Annotated in this window: 20 protein-coding genes; 12 read left to right on the plus strand and 8 right to left on the minus strand. The window is 46.4% G+C overall.

Translation table 11 applies throughout. The features are described 5' to 3' along the window. Positions 1-11 precede the first annotated feature (11 nt). The 3 genes from P2W83_RS05975 to P2W83_RS05985 form a co-directional block, all read right to left on the minus strand. A complete protein-coding gene (locus P2W83_RS05975; protein ID WP_276132792.1) occupies positions 12-2,366 on the minus strand; it encodes an efflux RND transporter permease subunit in 2,355 nt (784 codons plus the stop codon). Between the two features lie 74 nt (positions 2,367-2,440). After that, positions 2,441-3,226, minus strand: a complete 786-nt coding sequence (locus tag P2W83_RS05980) for an amidohydrolase (protein ID WP_276132793.1) — start codon at positions 3,224-3,226, stop codon at positions 2,441-2,443. A gap of 1 nt (position 3,227) precedes the next feature. Further along, the gene (locus P2W83_RS05985) at positions 3,228-4,865 is read right to left on the minus strand and encodes a glycosyltransferase family 39 protein (protein ID WP_276132794.1); all 1,638 of its coding nucleotides are present in this window, start codon (positions 4,863-4,865) and stop codon (positions 3,228-3,230) included. Positions 4,866-4,908: 43 nt separating this feature from the next. Between P2W83_RS05985 and P2W83_RS05990 the strand changes: the two genes are divergently transcribed. Together P2W83_RS05990 and murB are read left to right on the plus strand one after the other, a co-directional pair. After that, positions 4,909-5,943 (plus strand): dipeptide epimerase, encoded by a 1,035-nt coding sequence (locus P2W83_RS05990; RefSeq protein ID WP_276132795.1) that lies wholly within the window; start codon positions 4,909-4,911, stop codon positions 5,941-5,943. Between the two features lie 20 nt (positions 5,944-5,963). Then, complete coding sequence (gene murB / locus P2W83_RS05995) at positions 5,964-6,977, plus strand: UDP-N-acetylmuramate dehydrogenase (protein ID WP_276132796.1); 1,014 nt, start codon at positions 5,964-5,966, stop codon at positions 6,975-6,977. Here the strand turns inward: murB and P2W83_RS06000 are convergent, their stop codons facing one another. From P2W83_RS06000 to P2W83_RS06010, 3 genes are read right to left on the minus strand one after another with little or no spacing between them, the layout of a single operon-like run. Then, on the minus strand, positions 6,978-10,682 hold the full coding sequence (locus P2W83_RS06000; protein WP_276132797.1) for a sensor histidine kinase: 3,705 nt from the start codon (positions 10,680-10,682) through the stop codon (positions 6,978-6,980). A 5-nt stretch (positions 10,683-10,687) separates the two neighbouring features. Next, a complete protein-coding gene (gene mazG, locus P2W83_RS06005) occupies positions 10,688-11,452 on the minus strand; it encodes a nucleoside triphosphate pyrophosphohydrolase (protein ID WP_276132798.1) in 765 nt (254 codons plus the stop codon). A gap of 11 nt (positions 11,453-11,463) precedes the next feature. Next, entirely contained in the window at positions 11,464-12,024 is a 561-nt protein-coding gene (locus tag P2W83_RS06010; protein WP_276132799.1) for a UbiX family flavin prenyltransferase, read from the minus strand. An 81-nt stretch (positions 12,025-12,105) separates the two neighbouring features. On the opposite strand from P2W83_RS06010, the gene P2W83_RS06015 reads away from it, so the two are divergent. Beyond that, entirely contained in the window at positions 12,106-12,690 is a 585-nt protein-coding gene (locus tag P2W83_RS06015) for a thioredoxin family protein (protein WP_276132800.1), read from the plus strand. Here the strand turns inward: P2W83_RS06015 and nth are convergent. After that, positions 12,687-13,346, minus strand: a complete 660-nt coding sequence (nth, locus tag P2W83_RS06020; RefSeq protein WP_276132801.1) for an endonuclease III — start codon at positions 13,344-13,346, stop codon at positions 12,687-12,689. The two genes, P2W83_RS06015 and nth, sit on opposite strands and share 4 nt — an antisense overlap. Positions 13,347-13,396: 50 nt before the next feature. Then, positions 13,397-13,921 carry a peptide-methionine (R)-S-oxide reductase MsrB gene (gene msrB, locus P2W83_RS06025; RefSeq protein ID WP_276132802.1) on the minus strand — a complete coding sequence of 175 codons (525 nt, stop codon included), beginning with the start codon at positions 13,919-13,921 and terminating at the stop codon, positions 13,397-13,399. Between the two features lie 123 nt (positions 13,922-14,044). Here msrB and P2W83_RS06030 point away from each other — a divergent pair, with 123 nt between their 5' ends. The 9 genes from P2W83_RS06030 (at position 14,045) to P2W83_RS06070 (ending at position 26,607) form a co-directional block, all read left to right on the plus strand. After that, complete coding sequence (locus P2W83_RS06030) at positions 14,045-15,487, plus strand: ArnT family glycosyltransferase (RefSeq protein WP_276132803.1); 1,443 nt, start codon at positions 14,045-14,047, stop codon at positions 15,485-15,487. A gap of 76 nt (positions 15,488-15,563) precedes the next feature. Continuing rightward, positions 15,564-16,712 (plus strand): glycoside hydrolase family 3 protein, encoded by a 1,149-nt coding sequence (locus P2W83_RS06035; RefSeq protein ID WP_276132804.1) that lies wholly within the window; start codon positions 15,564-15,566, stop codon positions 16,710-16,712. A gap of 69 nt (positions 16,713-16,781) precedes the next feature. Then, complete coding sequence (locus P2W83_RS06040; protein WP_276132805.1) at positions 16,782-18,821, plus strand: vWA domain-containing protein; 2,040 nt, start codon at positions 16,782-16,784, stop codon at positions 18,819-18,821. Positions 18,822-18,826: 5 nt separating this feature from the next. Then, on the plus strand, positions 18,827-20,089 hold the full coding sequence (locus tag P2W83_RS06045) for a dihydroorotase (RefSeq protein ID WP_276132806.1): 1,263 nt from the start codon (positions 18,827-18,829) through the stop codon (positions 20,087-20,089). A 2-nt stretch (positions 20,090-20,091) separates the two neighbouring features. Further along, complete coding sequence (locus P2W83_RS06050; protein WP_276132807.1) at positions 20,092-20,595, plus strand: DUF4199 domain-containing protein; 504 nt, start codon at positions 20,092-20,094, stop codon at positions 20,593-20,595. Between the two features lie 21 nt (positions 20,596-20,616). Further along, positions 20,617-21,576, plus strand: coding sequence for a glycosyltransferase family 2 protein (locus P2W83_RS06055; protein WP_276132808.1), 960 nt, complete (start codon positions 20,617-20,619; stop codon positions 21,574-21,576). A gap of 93 nt (positions 21,577-21,669) precedes the next feature. Beyond that, a complete protein-coding gene (locus P2W83_RS06060) occupies positions 21,670-24,132 on the plus strand; it encodes a TonB-dependent receptor domain-containing protein (protein WP_276132809.1) in 2,463 nt (820 codons plus the stop codon). 41 nt (positions 24,133-24,173) lie between these two features. After that, positions 24,174-24,929, plus strand: a complete 756-nt coding sequence (locus P2W83_RS06065; RefSeq protein ID WP_276132810.1) for a DUF4197 domain-containing protein — start codon at positions 24,174-24,176, stop codon at positions 24,927-24,929. Positions 24,930-24,984: 55 nt separating this feature from the next. Continuing rightward, the gene (locus tag P2W83_RS06070; RefSeq protein ID WP_276132811.1) at positions 24,985-26,607 is read left to right on the plus strand and encodes a DUF349 domain-containing protein; all 1,623 of its coding nucleotides are present in this window, start codon (positions 24,985-24,987) and stop codon (positions 26,605-26,607) included. The last annotated feature ends 19 nt before the right edge of the window (positions 26,608-26,626 follow it).

Raw genomic sequence — 26,626 nt, forward strand, 5'->3', positions numbered from 1 at the left:
GAGCCTAAATATTATACACCCTCCTTATCATCTTCTTCTATAAGCCACTCTGGTCCTTTATTTTTACGAACCACCTTTTCCATCCACAACAAAAATGCGGGCTGCAGTGTAAGATTTGCTACCATTGCCAATAGTAGCGTTAGCGAGGTCAGATATCCGAGCGATTTGGTGCCATCGAAATCTGACAGAGCGAAAACACCAAATCCAGCTATCAGTATCAATGAAGTATATATTATACTCAAGCCGGTGTCGTGGATCGTTTTCTTTACGGTAACGGCAATATCATCGTCGTGACGGATGAGCTCTTGTTTGAAATTTACGAGGAAACGAATAGTAACGTCGATAGTGATACCCAAAGCCACGCTAAATACCAGAACTGTGGAAGGCTTGATGGGGATTCCCACCCAACCCATTATCCCCGCGGTTATCAGCAGCGGTACTATGTTGATAACGATCGATATCAGCAGAATTCTCCACGACCTGAACAGCAGTATCATACAGCCAAATATCATGATGAACGCCAGTATCAGACTGTCGCGTAAACTATTGATGATAAACCTGCTGCCTTCCAGGAACACGATGCTGGTACCTGTAAATGTTACATTGTATTTGCTGCTATCGAACAACTCATAAGTCTTAGGGCGGATGCTATCCAGAAGTACCGGCAGACGTTTAGAGCCCACATCGGCCATGCTTATCGACAGCCTGGTTTTCTGTTTAGTGCTGTCCATAAAGGCATTCAGCAGCTTATTGAAAGTGCTCTTTTTATCGCCTTTTGCACGCAGGTAGGGCTGAATGAATGCACCATCAAACATATTGGGGACTGCATAGCTGCTGCTGTCGCCGTCATAAAACGCCTGGCGGGCAAATTTGATACCTTCTACAACAGAAAGCGAATGGCCTATTTCGGGGAATTGTTTCAGGTATACGTTTAGCTCATCTACTTTTTGCAGTACCGGCAGCGATACTGCCCCGTTCTTCTTTTTGGTATCGATCACAATTTCCAGAGGCATTACACCGCGGAAGTTCTTTTCAAAGAATTTCAGGTCCTGGTACACCTTAGCGTCTTTGGGAAGATCATCAACAATATGCCCTACTGTGTTCAGGCGCATGATACCCATGACAGACAAAATGCAAATGACAATAGTGAACCCATATATCCACGCACGATGACTGAATACCCAGTTGGTAAGGATCGTCAGCAGGTTGTTCATCCACTTGCTCTCAAGATAGCTGGTATGCCTACCAGCCGGCGGTGGAAGGAAGCTGAACAAGGCAGGGATGAATACCAGCGAAATAAAAAATATCGCCATGATATTGACACCTGCAACCAAACCAAATTCCCTCAGCAACTGGCTCTTGGTAAAGAAGAACACACCAAAACCAATGGCTGCAGTAAGGTTAGTAAACAAGGTCACGATACCCATACGGTCTACCATGCGCATCAGCGCCTTCATTTTGTTCTGGTGCAGGTTGTATTCCGAATGGTATTTGTTGAGGAAGTAAACACAGTTAGGAATACCAATCACAACGATCAGCGGCGGGATCAGCGCCGTTAGCAACGTGATCTTAAATCCTAACAAAGTAATAGTACCTACCGACCAGATCACGCCAACAGCTACGACGATCATTGATGCCAAAACGGCCATGAAAGAGCGGAAGAACAAGGCCAAGATAATTGCAGTAAGCACAAACGACAATATCAGGAACATCTTCATCTCTTCCTGCACCTGTGTCGCCATCATCGAACGGATCAATGGCAGACCAGAATAGTGCATCTCGATCTGGTGTTTTTTCCCAAACTCGTCAGCAATCGCAACTATTTGTTTTACTACTACCGTACGGTTCTTGGAGTTGAGGATCTTTTTATCGATACGCAGCGCCATAAGGTAAGCGCCAGTTTCAGGGTTGTATAAGAATCCGCGATAAAATGGAAGGTTGTAAAAGGTGCTGCGGATGCTGTCTACATTATTAATGGTCTGCGGCGTAACGATCTTCTCTGGTTTGAGCTGTCCCGTTACTGTATCCTTCACCAGGTTGATGGCACCGGGAATGCTCAGCACATTTTCTACGGCGTCGATCTTTTCCAGATCGGCTACCAATTTTGCATAATCGGTAAAGAACTCTTTGTTGAAAAAATCCTTCGTCTGTACACCGATCACCATCAGGTTACCATCTTCGCCAAATTGCTTACGAAACGCCTGGTAGTCTAAATACTTCGGATTATCTGTCGGAATAGCGTTGGTGAACTCGTAGCTGAGTTCCACTTTACTGGCGTAGTAGCCCATTACAGAAGTAAGTGCCAGTAACAGTACCAGCAGGGCAACACGGAATTTAATTACGAACGCTGCTATGCGATGCCACATTATTATAAGAGGAGATGTGGGCGCAAAAGTAGCAATATTAGACTACAATGGCCTGACCACTATCGGCATATCGATTAATCTAATATTATAAACCTGTCTGCGTCTTTCAGGAAAGGCAGTTGTTCACGCGTGTTAACGATCACATCTTTTTGAAGGGTTACAGTGTGTACAGCAACCTCGTTAGACTTTTGCCATATAAGTTCACCCAATGGACCGAATACGCTGCTGTCTCCGCTATAGTTTATGTCTTTACCATCCTTGCCTACGCGATTCACACCAACCACATAACATTGATTTTCAATGGCTCTTGCTTGCAATAAAGTTTTCCAGGCAAGGTTGCGGCGTTCGGGCCAGTTGGCCACATATAACAATACGTCATAGTCGTCTCCCTGGTTTCTTGCCCAGACCGGGAACCGGAGGTCATAGCATACAAGCAGGCAAATGCGAAAACCTTTTACCTGCGCGATCACCCGTTTAGCACCCGGTTGATAATGCTCATCTTCATCTGCATACCCAAACAAGTGACGCTTGTCGTAAACACCAATATATCCATCAGGCTGCACCCACAGCATTCTATTATAATATTTACCGTCCTCTTCAATGATCAAACTACCAGTAAGTATACAACGGTGTTTTTTCGTCATATCCATCATCCATTCCACAGAAGGGCCATCCATCGTTTCAGCCAGCTTTTCAGGCTGCATGCTAAAACCTGTACTGAACATCTCGGGAAGCACAACCACCTCTTTCCTGCCTGGCACACTTTCTATCAACTGCTCGTATTGCCTCAAATTGGCATCCTTGTTCTCCCAAACAATATCAGGTTGTATCAACGTTATATTTAGTTCGGCTGCTGGCATCTTATTGCAATTTTACGAGATAATAGTTTTTCACGGCTTTATGCCTTTTTCCGGAACTCAGAAAATCCGGGGTCAGCTCACTCACTTTGAAGTAAACGCCTTCTTTTTCTACCGTACGTGGCCGGCAAACCAGGTCGCGCATTCCCTCATCTCCGGTAAGCACATAACCGCTGAGTTTATTAAGATCGTCCTCTCGTCTTATTACCTGTGACGAATAAAAATGTGCAGCATTCAGCGGGTCGTCACACTTGTAGGCCACTACATTCTGGGGATCTATACCGCGTGACTTGATGTATTTTCCTGCCTGCGAACCAAGCTGGTATTGTAGCAGGTTGTAATAAAAATGATGTGTAAGAACGACATTCGCCAGGATAATAGCCGAAGCAGACGCCCAAAACAGCTTGCCTTTTATATTCTTGCTTGTGACAACAAACAACCAAACCATAAAAGCAATCACCCATAATACGATCATCACGATATTGCCAGGGAAAACGATAACAGTGGTCAACAACGCGGCGATCAATATGAGAGCGGAAATAACAATCTGTGTTGGATTGAATATCCTGAATAGCCTGACGTAGCGTGCATCTTCAAACAAATGGTTTATAAAAACCGCCGTTATTGTAGCCGCTAAAGGAAACACGACAAATATATAATGCGGCAATTGGTAACGCGAGGAACCTAATGCCACATAAGCAAGCAAAAAGCCTCCCATAGTAACCCATTCCTGCTGGGGTTGCAGGCGAAACTTTTGTTTTACCAGGTCTATAATATTTACCACGAGGGCCGTAACGAAAAGAAGGATCCATGGCAAAAACGACCAGCCCATATTCACCAATAAAAAATCAAAACCGGCACCGTTGCTCCATGGGCTTTCGCCTGTGATGCGCCCGAAACTCTGTGACCAGTAAAAGAACCTGAGACCTGAAACACCGGTAAGACCGTTCACCGTTTTTTCAGGATGCATGTCAAACTGCTGGTAAAGACCGATGCTCATTGGCACCAGGAAAATGGCGATAAGAACTGCATCAAATAAATGATACGGACTAAACATTTGTTTCCAGTTGCGTTTTAGCACCCAATCGCTGCCGAAGCAAAACAGTGGCACCAGTAGCGCTATCGGCCCTTTGGTCATCATACCGCAGGCAATGCTGGCTGTTCCACCTAACACATAATACCAGCGCCGATGCAGTTCCGCCTCCTTTATCATCCATATGGCTGTTATCACGCAGCTCATGAGAATGAGGTCCGTACGTACATCGTTTGTCATCAGGAACATGCCCTGGCAAGTGCCTAGAATGAGTGCAGCCATGCGCCCCATGTTTTCATTATATAGCAGTCTGGCCAAGCGATACGTGGCATAAATAGCCCACAGCCCAAACAGGATCGACGGTAGCTTATAACCCAAATTATTAACACCGAAAACGCTCATGCTCAACGCACTGACCCAAAACAGGAAAGGAGGTTTATCAAGGTAATCGAAACCGCGATCGTATACCTGGAGATAGCTTCCGCTGTGCATCATTTCCCGACTTATCTCGGCATATTGCGATGCATCAATGTCCATAATATCTACGCGGATCGCAGACAGGTGAAGTATGGCTACCAGAACAAAAACCCAGAAGGGTACCTTTGGCATGAATATATTTTGCGGTAGCAAAAATAGTTGCAATTTTATCGCCATGCTCCAAGTCCGTCATTATTCTTTCGAACTGGCCTTTGAATACCCCTTCACTATATCAAAGGGAACTAAGACGCACCAACCAACATTTGTAGTGGCGTTAGGGTTAGGGAACTTGACCGGCTTTGGCGAGGCCCCGGCTATTAATTATTACAATGTTACAGTGCAGGGAATGATCGATGCCCTTGAAGCCAAAAGAGGTGTTATAGAACGATATGCACTGATGGATCCGCAACGCTTCTGGCATTTTCTACATCACCTGCTGCCTGGTAATGAATTCTTGATAGCAGCGCTGGATATGGCAGGCTGGGACCTGTTCGCTAAGATGCGCAAGCAACCTCTTTACCAGCTGCTGGGCTTCAAATGGCAAAATGTTCCACTGACAGACTATACCATCGGCCTTGGTACGGCAGAAGAAATGGTCGCCAAGCTAAAAGCGCATCCCTGGCCACTATATAAAATAAAACTCGGCCGCGTTGATGACATCGACCTGTTACGAGCGCTTCGCCAGCATACCGATGCTCCATTCAGGGTAGATGCCAATGAAGGCTGGACGTTTGATGAAGCAAAGGCCTTACTTCCAGAACTTGCAAAGCTCGGGGTGAATATGGTTGAACAACCTTTGAAACGTAGCGATAACGAAGCTATGAAAGAACTTAAAACATTGTCACCATTGCCGCTTTTTGCCGACGAAAGCTGCGTGACAGAAGAAGACGTCAAAAACTGCGTTGAAGGATTTCACGGTATCAACATTAAACTGACAAAGTGTGGTGGCATAACGCCGGCGCTGAGAATGACACAGGAAGCCCGCAAACTTGGCCTCAAGGTAATGATGGGATCGATGAACGAAAGTACCCTTGGCTCGGCTGCCATCGCGCATTTGATGCCTATACTGGATGAGGTGGATGCTGATGGACCGCTACTACTGAAAGAAGATATAGCTGAAGGACTTACCTATAACAATGGCCAGATAACTGTAAGTAACTATACTGGTCTCGGTGTAGGTTTTAAAGGAACTAAATTTGAGAAAAAGTAATTAGACACTAGTTTTGAGCGATGCAGATACGGCAAAATGTTTCACTGAAGCCTTATAATACGTTTGGTATAGACATCCCGGCAGAGTCTTTCATCGAGATCAACGATCATGATGCACTTGCAGATATTCTCACCGACAAAAGCCTACCTGCTAAAAAAAATATACTTGGCGGAGGTAGTAACGTGCTACTTACGCAACCGGTTAAAGGCCTTACCATACTCAACAAAGGCAAAGGCATCATTAAAGTAAATGAAGATGATGAGAAAGTATGGATCGATGTCAATTCAGGTGAAGTGTGGCACGATCTCGTTTTATATTCCATAAACAACGGATGGGCCGGCATTGAAAATCTTTCCCTGATACCTGGCACCGTTGGTGCATCCCCTATGCAAAATATAGGTGCTTATGGGGTGGAAGCAAAAGAGACAATAGAATCTGTTACTTTCTGGCATCTCGACGACAAGGCTTACATTACCCTAAACAACAACGATTGCCGGTTCGGCTATCGCGATAGCATTTTCAAGCACGAACTGAAAAACAAAGTATTCATTACTTCAGTTCGTTACCGGCTTAATAAAATTCCGACGTTCAACATTAGCTACGGCGCCATTGAGCAGGAATTGGAGAAAATGAATGTGACAGAGCTGTCTATAAAAGCCATTTCAGACGCTGTGATCTCCATTCGCACCAGCAAATTACCGGATCCTAAACAGATCGGCAATGCAGGCAGCTTTTTTAAAAACCCAAGTATTGCTATCACACAATATATTCAACTCAAGGAGCAATATCCCGATATGCCGTCTTATCCTGTCAACGAATCCCAGGTTAAAATACCTGCAGGCTGGCTGATAGAGCAATGTGGTTGGAAAGGTTTCCGCGACGGCAACATCGGCGTGCATCAAAAGCAGGCTTTAGTGCTGGTAAACTATGGCGGTGGCAGCGGATCAGACATCTGGGCATTATCTGAAAAAGTACTCAACTCTGTGCACGAGAAATACGGCATAGACCTGGAGCGTGAAGTACAGGTATGGTAATTAGCTGATCAACGGTAACCTGATAACGAAGGTAGTACCCTCACCCACCTTTGTCTCAAACCAGATCGATCCTCTCCAGAACTCGATGATCTTCTTTGTCATAGCCAGGCCGAGACCAGTGCCAGATGATTTTGTGGTAAAGTAAGGCTGAAATATTCGTTCCACTATGTCCTCCGGGATACCCTCACCATTATCAGCAAAGGCAATCAGCACGTGATCCTCATCCTTCGTCAGGTTCACCTGCACTTCACCGGAACGATCCTCAGGGACCGCCTGTACCGCGTTCTCCAACAGATTGGTAAATACACGCAATAACTGACTTTTGTCGGCATGCACTATAAGTTTTTCCTGAGTACCGTTCAATGACACGCGCACATTTTCTTCGTTCAGGTACAACTCAACAGCCTTATCCAACAGTTCATTCAGATCGAAGTTCTCGGGTTTTGCTTCAGGCATCTTTGCGAAGTTGGAGAACTCAGATGCGATATAAGAAAGGTTGTCTATCTGCTCGATCAGTGATTGTGATACCTTCAAGGCAAGTTCAGACACATTTGAATGGCCACTCTTTACCGCTTGCTGGAGATATTGAATGTTAAGCTTCATAGGCGTCAGCGGATTCTTGATCTCATGCGCCACCTGCCGCGCCATTTCGCGCCATGCGCTTTCGCGCTCATTCTGTGCAAGCAACACTGCATTCTCCTCCACTTTCTTCACCATCTTATTATACTCTGTCACCAGTGTACCTATTTCGTCCTCGTATGGCCAGTCGATAGGTTCATTTTGAGTAAGGCTCAATCTTTCAAACCTGTTGATAACGACACTTAGTGTTCTCGTCAACCAACGGGTAATGAATACCGTTAACACAGTTGACAACAGGAAAATGAAGGCATAAAGATTGATCAGCGCAACAAGGATATTCGAGATCTGGAAGTTCAGTTCTTTTTCAGACGAGAAGAATGGCACGTTTATGTACCCCAACGGTCTACCATCTTCATCGCGAATCGGAACATAACAGGAGAGATAGGACAATCTGCCGATCGTTTCCTGTTGTATTACGATCTGGTTGTTTCCTGCCAGTGTAAAGTAGGCATCAGGGCGTATAATACGAGCCAGCAGTATTTTATCGTAAATACTTTCCTGCGAGGCAACGTTCAAAATTCCACTTGACCCGAAAATATTAATATCGATCTTCTGTGCAGTTGCTAACGCTGTAATAAAATACTTGAATTCCGAACTTTTTGTCACTTGGGTAAAGCGATCGTTATTCGCCAATCCGTTTGCCTGTTTCAAGAACTGCAATGTAGACCGTTCAACTATCTGCATCGTCCGCGACATTTTCTTCTGGTTTGACTGCTTATACTGCATCGTGAAGTATACAATCGTGACCACACCGATTACAAGGAAGGATATCAACACGATCCCGAGCATAGAGAAGTGGATACGTTTCCGCAGTGTTAGGTTGATGAATTTATTGTATGACTTTGCCCTTGTGAAATATGCAAGACTCAATCGATACACCACTATAAACAAGACGATCAGTATCTGGATGCCGAATAAGTACGAGAACAAGGTGATACTATCCAACCACAGCTTATAGAAACGTATAACAATCACTGTTTTCGTATCATCAGCCTTATATCTTAATTCAGACGAACCATCCCATTTGGTGAAAATGTGTTCACCCTCAATATTCGCATCGCTCAAGTATACGGGAAAAGAATAATCGCCACTCTGCGTTAGTAATTTATTATTCACATACACCCCATACGCATAGTTGGCGTCACCCTGCCCAGCTTTGATACTTCCTGGTTGCAGCAATTCTGGGTATACAGTTTCTCCGCCAGATTCTTTAATAGAGAAATCAATAAAAACAGTACCTAATTTAGTAGTGCTGTCCCTATATACCGGTATTCGCGCCAGGTAATAATCGCCATCCTGGGCAAACTCCTTGTAATAAAGCGTGGAGTCTGCGGTCATTTCTGCATTCGCGGTTTCCCTATCAAGCGTCCGAAAGCTGACAGTATCACCGTTGAACAAATTATACCCTCCACGATCAAACAACAGTATTTTCGACTGGTATTTATTCAACTGCCCTCCCAGGTATAATGCATCAAACCGCTCATTGATAGACCGCCTGCGTTCAGGTGTCGGCGTTTCAAAAAACTGCTTGATCACACCGTCGCGCTGAATATTCAGTGAAATGTTCTTAAATGCATACTCAGTTACATCGTCACGTTGTCGTACCACCTCCTCCGCATAACGTTTACGTGTTTCAGCCTCATTAACATTGTAGAAATACAACAGCGTAGCCGTACAAAAGGCGCAAACTATTACAGACCAAAAGATCATTTGCGGAGAGAACAGATCTGAAATGTCCGTCAGCCTTTTAGAGTCCAGCAACATGAGAAATATTACAAGGCATCCAAGCAGGTAATAGGGCAAAAACTCGCTTCGGTTCTCATTGGTCAGTAAGATCAACAGTGTACCGGTTATCAGAACTGTCACATTTTTAACAGTTCTATTACCAACAAGAGCTAACAACTGAACATTAAAAAGATAAAAAACCAGACACGAAGCGCCTGTTATGAGTCCTATAGTTAAAAGACCAAGAATGGTATAGAATGTAATAGAATAAAAATGGCTGACATCGAACGATATCATCGAGTCTATTACCAGGCTTCGTATAATGTGTATATAGGCAGATGCGTACCAGATCAACAAACTGGTGATGGCAAATGCAGCAGCCATCCGTGCTGTTTTACTCAGCTTTACATTTCCGAAGAAATCGTAAGGCACATGGCGTAGTGTGAAGATGATTATCCACAGAAAACATAGCGTGTTAATGAGCAGATCACCCAATGAGGGCAAAAAACCGCTGGAGGCATATAGCTGCGGAGAAAATATCGGAAGATCACGCAAACCAAAAGGCATACCCCAGATATAGGTCGCTGCACGTACCAGGAGGATCGCGACTACCGTAACGGCAAAGCCAACCCACGGCGATCTCTTGCGGGTAAGGTATATAGTAATTAACTGCAGCCAAATGATGGTAGACAATAACGCGAGTGCCACCAGCCACAGCATCAGCTTACCAGGTATCCAATTAGCCTGCTCCTGCGGAAAATTGAGGTAGAACACCGGGCGACCTTCCAGGTTCTTTACTTCATAATTCCATTTAGCTTTCTTTTCCGTTACTTCAGTCGAAAGCGGGATATGCGATTCGGCCTCAAAATGCGATCGCAGGTAATTATTCTCGAACGGATACCGGTGAACTATTGCGATCAGCGCCGTAATATGCTTTGTACTATCCAGGTATTTAGGATGTAAGCATTTCTTCACGAAGCTTCCGCGATCGTTCTTCTCCAGTTTTTCATCAGTATGTAACCCGTTACAATCGGTAAGGAACTCATTCGTGTTCCAAAAAACCACAACGCCTCTATCATAACCAAACAGGTAATACGGAAGCTGTGTGATACGTTGAACGTCCTTTGCGGTCGGCACCTCGGCAAACAACCGTTTTATTAGTGTCGAGTCCTCAACAAGCTCATTCAGGCTTCGCTCTTTTTTATGAAGGTCTTCTGTAATGGCCTTCGCCATCTGGGCAGGCTTTACCTCCTGCGTCTTTACATAAAAGCGAAATATGGCTACACTCCATAGCAGTATGCTTAGCCACAGCCATCCGCGATATGGATATAACCTGAACACCTATATTATTCTGTTCCTTTTGCCTGGTTCCATAATGCGTCCATCTCCTCCAGCGTCATATTGTTGAGCGATTTGCCCTGCTCCCTGGCAAGATCCTCAATGTATTGAAAACGACGAATAAACTTTTTATTGGTACCCTCCAGGGCCAGCTCGGGGTCTACCTTAGCAAAACGCGCGTAGTTGATCAATGCAAACATCACGTCACCAAATTCATCTTCTATCTTTTGCTGGCTACCTGAGTCCACTGCCTCATACAGTTCTTTTATCTCCTCATCCACTTTCTCCTTCACCTGGTCAATATGGTCCCACTCAAAACCTACCTGTTTTGTTTTCTCCTGTAGTCTGAGTGCTTTTATCATGGCTGGCATTGAAGGAGGCACGCCGCTCAAAATAGATTTCTTTCCTTCCTTCAGCTTCAGCATCTCCCAATTTTGTTTTACCTGCTCTTCGCTTTCTACTTGTACACTTCCGTATATATGCGGATGACGCGAAACAAGTTTATTGCAAACCGCCTCGATCACATCATCAAATGTGAATTCATTCTTCTCAGCGCCAATCTTGCTGTAAAACACAATATGCAATAGCAGGTCACCCAACTCCTCTTTTAACTGTTGCCAGTTTTCCGATACAATAGCATCACCCAGCTCATACACTTCCTCTACTGTTTGCGGGCGCAGAGTTTGTATCGTTTGCTTTTTATCCCAGGGACAACGTTCCCTAAGCTCATCCATTATGGTTCTTAACCGCTCTATCGACTTTGCGTATTCCATATTTCTAACAGCTATTTATCTTCCTGCCATTTGTACCCTTTCATAGAAACACCAGCAAGTTGCAACGCACGTTCCACAACGGTATTGGCAGCCTCTTCCATATTGGCCGGCCGACTGTAGAACGATGGGGTAGCGGGACAAATGATCCCACCTGCTTCCGTTACAGCCGTCATGTTTCTTAAGTGAATCAGGTTATAAGGCGTTTCACGCACCACGCAGATCAGTTTCCTTCGTTCTTTCAGCATCACATCAGCGGCGCGGGTTATCAGGTCGTTGCTGATGCCCGCTGCTATTCTTCCCACGGTACCCATACTACACGGACAGATAATCAGTGCATGGTAAGAAGAACTGCCTGATGCAAATGGCGCCATGAAATCATTCTTCTGCCAAACTTTGAATGGGAACGACTTATAGTCTTCGTTACCAAGTTCGTATTGCCACACTGTAAACGCATTCTCACTCCACACCAGGCCTACTTCTTCCACCTGGTCGCCTAGTTTCGCGAGGCTTTCGAGCAGGAGTTTTGCATATATAGAACCGCTTGCACCGGTAACCGCCACGGCTATTTTCATATATAAATTATTATAGCAAGATATTAACAAAGCTACATGGAATTTACCGTAAATTCGTGATACTTAAATTTATTAAGACCAATGAAACGCGTACTGCTATTTGTGCTGTTGCTGCTCGCTATAAGCCCAATGACCTATGCCGGCGAAAAGAAAAAGAAAAAGAACAATAAAGAAGCGGGCATCAAATGGATGACCTGGACAGAAGCGCAGGCCAAAATGAAAAAGCAACCTAAAAAGGTATGGGTAGATGTGTATACAGACTGGTGCGGATGGTGCAAGGTCATGGACAAAAAAACCTTCAGCGACCCGCAGGTGATCAAGTACATGAACGAGAACTTTTATTCCATTAAGTTCAATTCAGAGAAGGATGATAGTATCAGTTTCATGGGCAAGCTGTATACCATTAAACCTGAAAACAAAGTAAATGACCTGGCGATTGAGCTTCTGCGTGGTCAAATGAGTTATCCGTCGTCTATTTATATGGAGGAAAATTTCCAGAATGCAGCTGCGATACCCGGCTACCAGCCAGTGCCGCAGATGGAATTGTTGCTAACTTATCTGACTTCCGGAAAATACAAAACCGTGTCCCTAGAGGATTATCAAAAAACGTTTGTCGGTACCTGGAAAGAAAATGAAGCTCCTGCCGCGCCTCCCGCAACGCACTAGTTACCTTCAACAATATATTTCATATCGGTCTTATAAAACTTGCAGGCCGGCTTTAGCCCGCACTCCTCGCATTTAGGTCTGCGGGCTACGCATATATAGCGACCATGCAGTATTAACCAGTGGTGCGCTTTATGAATAAGCTCGGTAGGTATATGCTTGATAAGCTGCATCTCAGTTTGCAGCGGCGTTTTTGCATTCACCGTTAGCCCAATGCGTGCCGATACCCGGAATACATGCGTATCCACAGCCATGTTGGGTTGATTGTAGATGACCGAGGTGATCACATTAGCCGTTTTTCGACCAACGCCGGGAAGCTTTATTAGTTCTTCAACCGTATCAGGTACCTCGTGGTAGTATTGTTCGACCAGCATCTTGCTCATGCCCATTAGGTGGCGCGTCTTGTTATTGGCAAAGCTGATGCTTCTGATGAACGGTTCGATATCCTCAAATTCAGCTTTCGACAGGCTTTCCGCATCCGGGAATTTTTCAAACAATGGCGGCGTTACCATATTCACCCGCTTGTCGGTGCATTGTGCGGAAAGTATAACCGCCACCAGCAGCTGGTACGGATCATCATAATGAAGTTCCGTTTCAGCTACAGGCATATTTTTCTGAAACCAATCTATTACAAAATCAAACCTTTCTTTCCTCGTCATATTAAAAGCCCGTTATTCGAAAGGAATAACGGGCTATAAAAATAGGCAGTTTATTTATTCTCGTCCGGCTCAAACTCCAGCACGGCCGAGTTCATACAGAAACGTTTATGTGTTGGCGGTGGCCCATCGTCGAAGATATGGCCAAGATGCGAATCACACCTGCCGCATACCACTTCTGTACGTACCATGCCGTGTGAATTATCCGGGATGTACTTTACACTATTGGGCCGGATGGCTTCATAAAAGCTGGGCCAGCCGCAACTGCTGGCAAACTTTGCATCGGAACGGAATAATGGGTTGCCACATACCGCACAATAGTACATGCCCCTTGTATCGGTCTTCCAGTACTTGCCGGTAAACGCCCATTCCGTCTCTGCCTCTCGTGCTATGGAGTACACTTCTCTCGGCAAAATTCTTTTCCATTCCTCGTTGCTCACGTTTAGGTGTGCGGTGTCCGTACGTGAATAGTACGGGTTGTTTTTATGTTCGTCACTCATAGACTGTTTGTTTTGTGCATTGGAACATTTGATGAACAGCAGGCTGCATACAGCCATTGTCAGTATCAGGTATCTCATAGCAAATTAATGATGCTTTATAAAATAACGGATAATCCGGCGGAAAGGTTTTCTAAAAAATGTTAAAGCCTTCCAAAGTCGATGAACCCGGGCTTAAGACATATTCTTTCTATCTTTCGTCCCATGAACAACCTCAGCCGCGATACCTTGCTGGGTGCCATTGCCGTATTGCTCATTGCCGCTTACCCTGTTTTCGGCAACCTGGCATACCTGCCGGTACAACTTTGGGACGAATCTCGCCTGGCAATGAATGCCTTCGAGATGAACCGTTCGGGCGAGTGGCTGGTCACAACTTTCGACGGTGAACCAGACCTCTGGAACACCAAGCCTCCCCTGATGATCTGGCTACAGGTGCTTTGCATTAAACTACATGGACTTAACGAACTGTCGCTACGCATACCTTCAGCGGCGGCTACATTACTGACACTTGGAATACTGTATTGGTTCACGGCCGTGAAGAAAAAAAGTCCACTGCTTGGCGTCATTACCTGCCTGGTGCTGATCACATCGCCCGGGTATACCGGCCTGCACCGTACACGAAGCGGCGACTACGACGCGCTGCTCGTTTTATTTACTACTGCCCATTGGATCTATATGTATCTGTACGCGGAAGAAAAAAAACGCCCTTGGTTTTATCTCAGCTTGCTGTGTTTAATAGCCGGCGCCATGACAAAGGGTGTAGCGGCTCTGATCTGCCTGCCTGCTATGTTCATCTATTTCGCAGTAACAAAACAGTTGGGTTATATATTAAAACAACGGGATGTATATATCGGTATAGCCGCATTTGTATTGAGCATTGGCGGCTACTACCTTCTGCGCGAATGGCGCATGCAGGGCTATCTTAATGCTGTTGCCTTTAATGATGTAACAGGCAGATTTGGCGACCCATCGACTGCAGAGGGAAATGATTACCTCTATTATGCGCGATATATACTAAAAGGGAATTTCTCTTACTGGGCATTAGTACTGCCCTTCACACTGATCTACCTCGTGGTCACAAAAAACAAAGAGACCAAACGACTCGGTCTGTATACGCTCCTGCTTGGTTGCTTTTACTTTATCGTAATTTCCATCAGCCGCACTAAAAATACCTGGTACGACATGGCGGTGTACCCGCTATGGTCGCTGGCGGCTGCTTTGGCCATAACCCACGCCATCGAGTGGATCGCAGACCGTTCCCGGTACCCTATTCCATCAAAAATCCTGGTGACGGCAGCAATCGTCATAGTAAGTCACGCACATATACTCAACCATATTCAAAAGATCGACAAGGAGATCTACCGGGACGACTATATTGGCTTTTTTATGAAAGACATCCTGCACCACGGCAACAAGCACGGCGATTTTGCTGTGGTGTGGAATAGCTATCACGCTAACTTGTATTGGTACCTGAAAATATTAAGGCATCAGGGCCGTGAAGTAAAGACCGCTGTTTACCAGGATCTGAAACCCGGAATGCGCATCGCTTCATTCGAGGAAGAAGTGCAGAAATATATTGAGTCTCATTACAAGTACCGTATCACCGGTCAGGTGGAAGCCGTGAGGTTCTACAAAATAATGGACTGATAAACATGCGCTTGTGCCTGCATTCAACAATAACTGAACCCAGTTACCGCAAAAAACTATTTATTTGCCGAGCGTTATGAGAAATCCTGCTTATAAAATACTTGTGTCGGCCGCAGCTTCCATGCTACTATTTGCATGTAAACCCGGCCGCGTTGTTACTGGCAAGTCAAAAAAGAAAGATACTGTTGCGACCGTAAGAAAACTGGACAGCCTGGATATTAAGATCGGACAGATGGTGATGGTGGGCATTGAAGAGCGGACCATGATAGACCCAAATGATTCTCTGCTAGCAGAACTACGCGACGGCAAAATGGGCGGGGTGGTTTTGTTCGAAAAGAACATTGCTAAAACAAACTCTGCAGATTCGTTCCGAAACATGACACGTGCCATGCAACAGGCAGCGCTCATTCCCATCTTTGTAACAATAGATGAAGAAGGTGGTAAAGTGCACAGGCTGAAAGAAAAATACGGTTTCGTGGGAATGCCTTCTGCGTCTTACCTCGGCGGTATCGACAATCCGGATTCTACCTTGTTTTACAACCGCCGCTTGGCTGCAGAGATGCATGACCTCGGTATAAATCTAAATTATGCTCCTTGTGTCGATGTCGCCGTCAATCCTGAGAACCCGGTTATTGTAAAAAATGGTCGCAGTTTTTCAGCAGATCCGGAAATAGTTACCAAACACGCACTGCTCTGCATACAGGCTCATCATGAGAATAGCCTGCGTACCATACTCAAACACTTCCCTGGGCACGGCAGTTCTGCCAATGATTCGCACCTGGGCATTGCAGACGTTACCAATACCTGGAAGTTTATAGAGCTGGAACCTTATAAAAATATTATCGAATCTGGCGAGGTAGATGCCATCATGACCGCACACATCATTAACCGTGCGTTTGATACATTGCCGGCTACCCTTTCAAAAAAGATCATTAGCGATAAACTGCGCGGGTTCCTTAGATACGATGGTGTTGTGTTCTCCGACGATATGCAGATGCACGCTATAGCTGAGAATTTCGGTTTTGAAAATGCTATTGCGTTGAGCATCAACGCCGGTGTGGATGTAGTAATGTTCGCCAATACTATACCTAACCTGCAAGGCCGTCTATCAGCTTCTAAGGTGCACGCCATCATCAAAAACCATGTTGCTAACGGTACCATAAAGAAGGAACGTATTGATGAGGCTTACCGCAGGATCATGGATTTGAAGAAAAAGAAGTTTTAGTTTCTTAAAAAAAAGATAATAAGCACACTTAACACCTGCTCATAAACGAATAGCCCCTATATTTGATATGTGAGCTTCTTATATCCCTTGTTCCTGCTTGCGGGACTAACACTTGCCATACCGGTAATCATACACCTGTTCAATCTGCGCAGATATAAGACGGTGTTGTTCCCGCATACCCGTTTCCTGAAAAACATACAGCTCCGTTCACAGAAACAATCACAGGTCCGTTATAAATTGCTGCTGGCATTGCGCATGCTATTCCTTGCTGCACTGATACTCGCTTTCGCGCAACCATTCATCAGCAGCGGCAGCAAAACAGAGGGCGGCAACAGGTTGCAGGTGATCTATGTTGATAATTCTGGCAGCATGTCACTCAAAAAATCAGCACGCAGCCTGCTCGACATAGCGAAAGACGCCGTCCGCAAGCAAGTTCGCCAGGCAGCACCCGGTACCCGCTTTGTACTCATCACCAACGACAGGCCATCTGCCTATTCACCATTGCCGGCAGATAAAGTACTCGCAGAATTGAACTCGGTTGATATATCAGCCAGCACCCGTTCTTCAGAACAGGTGCTGGCTACCGTGCAAAACCTGCTGCAAACTGAATCTGCCCACGGCGCAGACCTGTACTATTATTCAGATTTTCAGCGCAACGCTTTTTCCGCACCACGCGACAAATCGCTAGCCAGCAACATAAAGTTCTTCGGCATACCTGTACAGGCCGATGCGGCCCGTAATATTTATATAGATACGGCTTACCTTGTAAGCCCTGTCCTGCAAACGGGCATGAGCAATCAACTAATCGTTCATAGCAAAGCAATCGGGGATGTACCCGATGAAAGCCCGGTGTTGCAGTTATCTATAAATGGACAAGTGAAGAGTGCCTCCCAACTAAGCTTTAACGATAAAAAAGAAAGTGTGGATACGCTCAGCTTCCAGGTAAACGATACCCGCTGGCAGCAAATGACGTTAAGTATCAATGACGCTGCTGTTCGCTTCGACGATATTTTTAGAATTACTGCACGTAGCGCACCCAACCTGTCAGTGCTCACTTTGAATGAAGGCGCACCCAACCCTTATATACAGGCCGCCTTCCGTTCTTACCAGGGTTTTAGGTTGAATCAACTCGATGTGTCACAGGCACCGGCCGACCTGAAAGAGTATAACCTTGTCATATTAAATAATGTCACGCGGATAGACGAAGGCCTCGGTAAGATACTGGCCAATGCACTCAGCCAGGGACAAACCATTTGCATTTTCCCCGGCCGAAGCAATAGCGTTGCCGGCTTTGATGGACTGAAAATTCTGGGAGAGATTAGCTTTACGGGCATTGACACCGCTTCACAGGCAGCGGCTACGTTGCAGCAGGGCAGTCCCTTGGTGCGCGACCTGTTCGAACGTATCCCTGATAATGTTCAACTGCCGGTGGCCAACTGGCATTATATTATCAGCGCTGGCCTGTCTGCCAACCAGCAGGCCATACTCAGCTTCCGCAATGGCGATCCATTCCTGGCGCGATACACACCCTCAAAAGGACAATTATATATATCCGCTACCGCTGCAGACCTACAGTCAGGCAACTTCCCGGGTAGCTATTTCTTCGTGCCGTTCCTGTACCAGATGACGATGCAATCGCGCGGGGGCGATGTGTACGCCATCACTTCCGGCAGGCAGCAGGCAGCATTTCTGCCACTGGCCGATGCCAGCGAACGTAATATGGTGCACCTGTACGGCGAGGACCTCGATGCCATACCGCCTCAACGAACCAGCGGTTCTGGGGTTGAGATTTATGTGGACCAGGTGGTGCAGCAACCGGGTTTTTACACACTGGCTGCGCAGGGCTCAGATACCGTGATGGTGGCGCTCAACGAGGACAGGAAAGAATCGCAGCTGGATTTCTGGACCATGCGGGCGCTGAAAAACGAATGGAAAGGCGAGGGTGTTACCTGGCTGGAGCCATCTGAAATAGGCGCGGCCGGCGATGGCGCAGCACTAGGCAGCTTCCCGCTTTGGAAAGTTTGTGCTATTTTAGCGCTGTTAATGCTGCTTGCAGAAACTGTAGTTTTGGCAGGCGGCCTTCGCAAACAAAACGTAGCCACTCAATAGCGCATATGCTCGTGCTCATCCGACAGGCAAAGATCGTGGACCCACGATCTGATTTTCATGATAAAACAGTTGACCTACTTATTGAGAATGGCAAGATAAAGTCCATCGGCTCTTCTCTGAAAGACAAGGCTGACAAAGTGATAGAAGCAGAAGGTCTGCTTGTAAGCCCGGGATGGGTGGACGTGCTCGCTGACTACCGCGAGCCGGGTTACGAACAAAAAGAAACGATCAATACAGGTCTTAACGCAGCAGCTGCAGGTGGTTTCACCGATGTACTGCTGGCCCCCAATACCAATCCTGTTGTCAGCACTAAGTCGATAGTTGAGTTTGTAGCTTCACGAGCAGCCAAACATGCAGTAAGTCTACATCCGCTGGGTGCCGCTACTCAGGATATAGAAGGCAAAACCTTATCGGAAATGCTGGACATGCGCAGCACGGGGGCAGTGGCTTTTACTGATGGCTGGAAACCGATACAGAATGCCAACCTGATGCTGAAAGCATTGGAATATATAAAAGCATTTGATGGTGTGTTGCTCCAGGTACCGGTAGAGATTTCATTATCCGCCGGAGGGTTGATGCACGAAGGACCGATATCAACCCGCTTAGGCATGGCAGGCATTCCTGAGATGGCTGAGACTCTGATGGTGCACCGCGATATTGAATTACTTCGTTACACCAACTCGCGCCTGCATATCACTGGTGTATCCAGCGCTACTTCGGTAGAAATGATACGCAAGGCTAAGGCTGAAGGATTAAATATTACCTGTTCGGTTACCCCTTACCATCTTGCACTGAACGATGAGGCTCTGACCACGTATAGCAGCATGTATAAAGTATCGCCGCCATTGCGTAGCGAGGCAGATCGCAAAGCATTGGTAGCCGGACTTAAAGACGGTACCATAGACTGTGTTGCCACTCACCACAGGCCGCAAGAATGGGATGCTAAAACCAAAGAATTTGAATATGCCGCCGATGGTATGAATATCCAGGAATGGGCGTTCAACATAATCTGGAAGGCTGCAGGTATAGAGGTAGGCCTGGACAGGCTGATCGAAGCCTTGTCGATAGCACCAGCAAAGATATTTGGCCTGGAGCGCACACCGGTGGCAGAAGGCGCAACAGCAACATTTACACTGTTCACCCTAAACGGCACACAAGCCACCGATAAAATGAAATCGGCATCACGCAACAATCCATTCATCGGCGCAGAGCTCCCTTGCAAAGTAATAGGCATCGTTAACCGCAATAATCACAGCTTAAATTCATAACTATGGAACTGCAACAAACACACAAAATGTACGGGCTATTCACAGGTATAGCACTGATCATATTAGGACTTGTTTTGCATTTTGCGGGCCTGTCTTACGAGAGCTGGGCTAAGTGGCTGCAGTTTGGTATTTTCCTGGTCGCTATTTTGCTTAATGCAATGGCTTTTTCAAAAGCTAACAATCATAATATTACCTTCGGTAATGCATTTAGCAGCGGCTTCAAAATGACATCTATTGTTACGCTGATCCTGATCGCCTGGACATTGATTTCACTTCAAATATTCCCGGAGATAAAAGAGAAAGCCTTGGAAATTGCGATGACTGAAATGGAAAAGCAAAACCTCTCGGAAGAGCAGGCAGAAAAGGGTCTTTCTATGTGGCGCGACAACTTCACAGTACTTAGCATCGGAGCAGTGTTATTAGCCTACATGTTCTGGGGCCTTGTATTTTCCCTGCTCGCTGCTGCTATCGCGAAGAAAAAGCCGCAGCAGCCAACTACAATGTAATTCTCCTATCTTAGCAAATCCATGCACACGCCTGATATTTCGATCGTAGTACCTCTGTTCAATGAAGAAGAATCTTTACCGGAACTTGTAGACTGGATAGAGAAGGTATGCGGTGAACATGGCTATGTGCACGAGATCATTATGATAGATGACGGCAGTACCGACGATAGTTGGAAAGTGATCACAGAGCTGTCACAACAATATTCCGCTGTAAAAGGCATTAAATTTCAACGTAATTACGGTAAAAGCGCGGCTCTCAACGAGGGTTTCAAAGCTGCAGCCGGGAACGTCATCATCACTATGGATGCCGACCTGCAAGACAGCCCCGACGAGATACCGGAACTCTACCGAATGATCACCGCCGATGGTTTTGACCTGGTGAGCGGCTGGAAAAAAGTTCGCTACGATAACGCCATAACAAAAAATCTTCCATCTAAACTATACAACGCTGTCAACCGCAGCATATCGGGCATCAAGCTGCACGATATGAACTGCGGGTTGAAATCATACCGCCGCAACGTGGTAAAAAGCATAGAAGTGTACGGCGAAATGCACCGTTTCATCCCTGTTCTGGCCAAAGCTGCGGGTTTCCGCAAAATAGGGGAGAAAGTAGTGGTACACCGCCCGCGGAAATATGGCCATTCCAAATTTGGCTGGGAGCGCTTCATCAATGGTTTCCTCGACCTCCTGTCTATCCAGTTTGTAAGCCGTTTTGGCAAAAAACCCATGCACTTCTTTGGACTTTGGGGGGTGCTGATGTTCCTCGTCGGCTTTATCATGACGGCGTGGCTGGTGGTAGAAAGACTGATGGTGGGCGTGAATTATGGCCTTACCAATAAGCCTCCATTCTACATAGCCCTTGCGGCAATGATCATGGGTACCCAATTCTTCCTGGCGGGTTTTACGGCAGAACTGATCTCACGTAGCGCCGCCGACAGGAACCATTACCTGATCGAGGCCAAGCTTGGATTAGAAAAATAACCCCTCTTTTGCGGTTTTTTAACAGTATTTGAGAGAGGCATTTTAATCCTTTCTCATTTATTTCCGTCAAATTTGCGTTTTCTATTAAGTTTTATGTACGCCATTCGTTCTATTGTAGCGGCGCTGGTTTTAATATGCCCGCTCCTCGCCTTTGCCCAAACACAGGAAAAGCCCGGAAAAATATCAGGTAAGATCATCAACGAGCTAAAGAAACCCGTAGAATATGCAACCGTTACCCTGTTACGCAAAGATTCTACTGTTGCTAACGGCGGCCTGACGGATGAATCTGGCAGCTTTTCGATCGAGCAAACAGGTACCGGAGATTTCTTGCTGCGCGTGAGCGGTATAGGCTTTACGACACGTACCGTAAATAATATCAGCATTACCCCGGCGGCCCTCGAAAAGAAGATGGGTACTATAGAAGTAGCTTCCAGCTCCCGCTCGCTGAAACAGGTAGAGGTAACCGCCGAGCGCGCCATGATAGAAATGACGGCTGAGAAAAAGGTATTCAACGTAGAGAAGAATATCACGTCCTCTGGCGGTAGCGCTGCCGACGTGCTGCAGAATGTACCATCTTTGACAATAGACGCGGACGGCGATGTACTGCTGCGCGGCAAAGAGACTACACTATTGATAGATGGCAAACCAGCCACCTTGCTTGCCGGTGATATTGCTACTGCCCTGCAATCCCTGCCCGGCGCCAGCATTCAAAGTGTCGAGGTCATCACCAACCCGTCTGCCAAATATGATGCACAGGGTATGAGCGGTATCATCAACATCATCACTAAGAAGGATAAAAAAATGGGCTTCAATGGCTCGGTGACGGCAGGTGCGGGTACACATGATAAATACAATGGCGGTATCAACCTGAATCTTAAAAACGACAAGTGGAACATTTTCCTGAACAGCAACTTCCGCAGCAATCGTAACTACCAGCGTAACACTACAAACCGTATCAACATTGACAGCACTTACTTCAATACGTTTGAAGACAATATCCGCGAGTTCGGTGGCTTCTTCAACACAATTGGCGCTGAATACTCTATAGATCAAAAGAACACGGTAACGCTTACACAAAACCTGAACCGCATGCGTTGGGGTGGCCACGGCACCTCGGAGTTCAACAAGTTTGAGCAACCCATCCAGATCCGCAGCTTCGAACAGGTAGGCGGACCTTTCTCCACTTCTACCTCACTTGATTACAAACATAAATTTGCTAAACCTGCGCAGGAGCTGACCACTAACGTAACCTACGCGCAAATGTGGGTGACAAGGACGCAAACATATCACACCACGAGCTTCGACAGTAACGGTTCTGAGCTACCAACAGTATTTCAGAATGCTCCTGGTCAGGGTGGCAACAGGAGCCTTAATGCGCAAGCTGATTTTACCACTCCTTTCCTCACTAAAACAGGCAGACTAGATGCCGGCTTAAAAACACAACTGTTCTGGTTCTACAGCGATAATGATCCAAAAATTGATACGTTGGATGATGGTAAGGACCAACAAACTGACTCGCTGCTGCTGAATAATTACGATTATACCCAACATGTACATGCCGCTTACGGCAGCTTCAGCGACCAGCACAAAAATTGGTCGTACAATGCCGGCCTGCGGTTGGAATATGCGACCTATGAGGGTACGTCGCTGGCATTAAAAGGAAACAAGTTCACCAACGATTACCTGGGCTTGTTCCCTTCAGCATTTGTGTCTTACAAATTACCGAAGGAACAAGCTGTTAACCTGAGCTACACCCGCCGTACCAACCGTCCCGGTTTTATGCAGCTGATGCCTTATGTCGATATCTCGAACCCACAGGATACCAGCATGGGCAATCCCGAACTGATACCGGAGTTCATACACAACACCGAGCTTAGCTACAACAGGCAAATAAAAGGCGGTCATAGCCTGATGGCTAGTGTTTACTACCAGTACACACAAAACCTGATAGAGCGTGTGCGCACTTTCTACGAAGACAATGGTACCAGCTTCTCACAACCGCAAAACCTGAACCACGGCACTACATATGGCTTGGAGCTAACCGGCCGTACACAGATCCTGCCTATCTGGGACCTGACGGCGAATGCTAATTTTTTCAGAAACGAAGTATCAGGCACGAATGTTGACAATAGCGGTTATAGTTGGTTCGCCAAGATGAATACCAATCTTCGTCTCCCTGCAGGTTTTGCCCTCCAGGTGAATGGCAATTACGAAGCGCCAAAAGTTGGCGTTCAGGGTATACAACAGGAAGTGTACTGGCTGGATATTGCCCTCCGCAAAAACCTGTTGAATAACAGGGCTACCCTGGTGCTGAACGTTTCGGATATATTAAATACAAGGAAGTACACCACCGTCTACGATCAGGGTACCTTCCGACAGGATGTATACCGCGACAAAGAAACACGCATTGGCAACGTGACGTTTACTTACAGGTTTGGCAAATCGGAGCAAAAAGCTCCGGCCGGCGGCCGCCGCGGCAAGAATAATGCTCCTGTTCCTCAAAAAGATAGGAATAATTTAAAAACTGATGACAATAGCGAGCAAGCTGGCTTTTGATTTCGCATTATATTTGAAAACGCATAAAAACTAAAGTAAGTATGTATAAGGTGGTGAAGGTTGTTTTAATGGCAGGTATTGTGATGACTGGCGCACACAGCGCACAGGCCCAGTTTGGCGATGTGTTGAACAAGGCCAAAAAAGCTATGAACGATGCCGGTGTTAACACAGGTGGCAGAGGAGGAAGTTATACCAATACCGAAGCGGTAAGTGCGCTGAGGGAAGCGCTGAAAATAGGTACGCAAAACGCATCAGGCAGGTTGTCGACCGTGAACGGATTTTTTGGCAACCAGTTGATCAAGGTACTGATGCCACCTGAAGCTAAGAAAGTAGAGAATACACTTCGCAGCATAGGCATGGGCGACCAGGTGGATAAAGCCATCCTGTCGATGAACCGGGCGGCTGAAGATGCTTCGGGCAAGGCAGTACAAATATTTGTGAACGCTATCACCAGCATGTCGGTAAGCGATGGTATCGCTATCGTACGCGGTGGACAAGGCGCTGCTACCAACTACCTGAAAAACAGGACCACCGGCGAGTTGACCAATGCTTTCCGTCCGATAGTTAATAATTCGCTGAACAAGGTGAACGCAACGAAATACTGGGGCGATGTATTTACTGTTTACAATGCTTTGCCTACAACAAGGCAAAAGGTGAATACCGACCTGGTTGCTTATGTAACCGAGCGTGCCCTGAACGGATTGTTCGTTACCATTGCTGACGAAGAGAACAAGATCAGGACCAATCCGGCGGCGAGGATCACCGATATCTTAAAGAAAGTGTTTGGCGCAGTATAGAGCAAAGCGTCGTAATTTTATATAACAGGGCTTTTTAATTGTCACTTTATTCTAAATGGAAGAGATAATGACACAGGAAACTAACCAGGCTACCGCTTTGACTTCATGGTGGAACGAAGCTTCATTTGCAGGCAAAGAAATGTATTCGCTCAAAGACAACGGCGAACTTGTTTTACACATGGCGCCGGGCGAAGAGCGAACGGTAGCTACGGTTACGGCAGAAAATGCCGACATGGTGCTGAAAGTACTGTCGGACAAATTTTCTGAAGTGGAAGGCAGAATGAAGGAATTGCAAACCGAATGGGATGCAGCCGAGGACAAATTAAAAGTACTGGGTAAAGTAGAACGCATGCGCGAGTACCTGAAGCATACCAATGCCGTAGGTAATTTCAGCGCACTGCTGCAGCCACTGTCTGGTATGGAAAAAACCATTGGCGGACTGGCTGACGAAAACAATAAGCAACGCCTCGAGCTGGCTCAAAAAGCTGAAGAACTGGCCGGCGGCGAAAACTGGAAAGAAACGACGCAGGCATTTAAAGACCTGATAGAGCAGTGGAGAAAGCTGCCTACAGTTGATAAACACCGTAGCGACGAGCTGTGGAACAGGCTGGAAGCTGCCCGTACCAAATTCTACGAGCGCAAACAGCAACACAACGAAGACGTAAATAAAGAAATGCTGGCCAACCTCGACCTGAAACTCGAGCTGGTGGACAAAGCCGAAAAGCTGGCAGCTTCAGAAGACTGGAAGGCCACGACCGAAAGCTTCAAACAGCTGATGGAGGATTGGAAAAAGATCGGTCGCACTACTCCTGAAAAGAACGAAGAGTTGTGGAACCGTTTTATTGCCGCAAAAAACGTTTTCTACGACAGGAAGAAAGGACACTTTGAAACCATACAGGTAGAACAAGAAGGTAATTATAAACTGAAACTCGCCCTGCTGGAAAGAGCAGAGGGGATGAAGGATAGCACCGAATGGGGCAAGACCGCCCAGGCCTTTACCGACCTGATGGAAGAATGGAAAAACATTGGCCGTGTACCTTTGGAAAAAGCAGATGAAATGTGGGGCAGGCTGATAGCTGCCAAAGAGCAATTCTTCAATGCTAAAAAACACCATACGGAGACCATGCGTGTTACGCTCGACGATAACTACGCACAGAAGATGGCTCTGCTGAAACGTGCCGAAGCACTTCAGAATTCAAACCAATGGCGCGAAGCCACAGCCGAACTGAACGAGCTGATGGACGAGTGGAAAAAGATAGGCCCCGTACCCCGTGAGCATAGCAATAAGATATGGGAACAATTCATTGCCGCCCGTAAAAAATTCTTCGAGCGCAAAGATGCTAACCGCGAAAGGCGCCAACAGCGCATGGAGCAGGAAAAAGAATCACGCTCACGCCAAGCCTATGATTTCCGCTACAAGCTGGAAGAAGAACTGAGGGAAGAGGAAGAGCGCCTGGCTGATTTTAAGAATGGCATCGAAAACATCACTCCGGGTCGCAAGGCAGAGGAGCTGCGCGAGCACCTCACAAAACTGATCAAACAAACCGAACATAAGATCGAGCATAAAAAGGAGAAACTGGACGAGATCAACAAGCAGATCGCCCAGCGTGAGGCAGGTGGCCCGGACGCCGCAGCTGAAACTCCAGAACCCGCTGACAACAACATCCCCGGCGAATAAAACACATTATTTACCATAC

Source organism: Polluticoccus soli, from assembly GCF_029269745.1.
GTDB classification, from domain to species: domain Bacteria; phylum Bacteroidota; class Bacteroidia; order Chitinophagales; family Chitinophagaceae; genus Polluticoccus; species Polluticoccus soli.

What these genes read in the sequence shown, in the direction of transcription:
- P2W83_RS06050 (WP_276132807.1), top strand. Translation starts at nt 20,092, where the DNA reads ATGGAACTGCAACAAACACACAAAATGTACGGGCTATTCACAGGTATA.
- murB (WP_276132796.1), top strand. Translation starts at nt 5,964, where the DNA reads ATGCAGATACGGCAAAATGTTTCACTGAAGCCTTATAATACGTTTGGT.
- msrB (WP_276132802.1), bottom strand. Translation starts at nt 13,921, where the DNA reads ATGAGATACCTGATACTGACAATGGCTGTATGCAGCCTGCTGTTCATC.
- P2W83_RS06010 (WP_276132799.1), bottom strand. Translation starts at nt 12,024, where the DNA reads ATGAAAATAGCCGTGGCGGTTACCGGTGCAAGCGGTTCTATATATGCA.
- P2W83_RS06015 (WP_276132800.1), top strand. Translation starts at nt 12,106, where the DNA reads ATGAAACGCGTACTGCTATTTGTGCTGTTGCTGCTCGCTATAAGCCCA.
- P2W83_RS05990 (WP_276132795.1), top strand. Translation starts at nt 4,909, where the DNA reads ATGCTCCAAGTCCGTCATTATTCTTTCGAACTGGCCTTTGAATACCCC.
- mazG (WP_276132798.1), bottom strand. Translation starts at nt 11,452, where the DNA reads ATGGAATACGCAAAGTCGATAGAGCGGTTAAGAACCATAATGGATGAG.
- P2W83_RS05985 (WP_276132794.1), bottom strand. Translation starts at nt 4,865, where the DNA reads ATGCCAAAGGTACCCTTCTGGGTTTTTGTTCTGGTAGCCATACTTCAC.
- P2W83_RS06070 (WP_276132811.1), top strand. Translation starts at nt 24,985, where the DNA reads ATGGAAGAGATAATGACACAGGAAACTAACCAGGCTACCGCTTTGACT.
- P2W83_RS05980 (WP_276132793.1), bottom strand. Translation starts at nt 3,226, where the DNA reads ATGCCAGCAGCCGAACTAAATATAACGTTGATACAACCTGATATTGTT.
- P2W83_RS05975 (WP_276132792.1), bottom strand. Translation starts at nt 2,366, where the DNA reads ATGTGGCATCGCATAGCAGCGTTCGTAATTAAATTCCGTGTTGCCCTG.
- P2W83_RS06030 (WP_276132803.1), top strand. Translation starts at nt 14,045, where the DNA reads ATGAACAACCTCAGCCGCGATACCTTGCTGGGTGCCATTGCCGTATTG.
- P2W83_RS06045 (WP_276132806.1), top strand. Translation starts at nt 18,827, where the DNA reads ATGCTCGTGCTCATCCGACAGGCAAAGATCGTGGACCCACGATCTGAT.
- P2W83_RS06055 (WP_276132808.1), top strand. Translation starts at nt 20,617, where the DNA reads ATGCACACGCCTGATATTTCGATCGTAGTACCTCTGTTCAATGAAGAA.
- P2W83_RS06035 (WP_276132804.1), top strand. Translation starts at nt 15,564, where the DNA reads ATGAGAAATCCTGCTTATAAAATACTTGTGTCGGCCGCAGCTTCCATG.
- P2W83_RS06065 (WP_276132810.1), top strand. Translation starts at nt 24,174, where the DNA reads ATGTATAAGGTGGTGAAGGTTGTTTTAATGGCAGGTATTGTGATGACT.
- P2W83_RS06060 (WP_276132809.1), top strand. Translation starts at nt 21,670, where the DNA reads ATGTACGCCATTCGTTCTATTGTAGCGGCGCTGGTTTTAATATGCCCG.
- nth (WP_276132801.1), bottom strand. Translation starts at nt 13,346, where the DNA reads ATGACGAGGAAAGAAAGGTTTGATTTTGTAATAGATTGGTTTCAGAAA.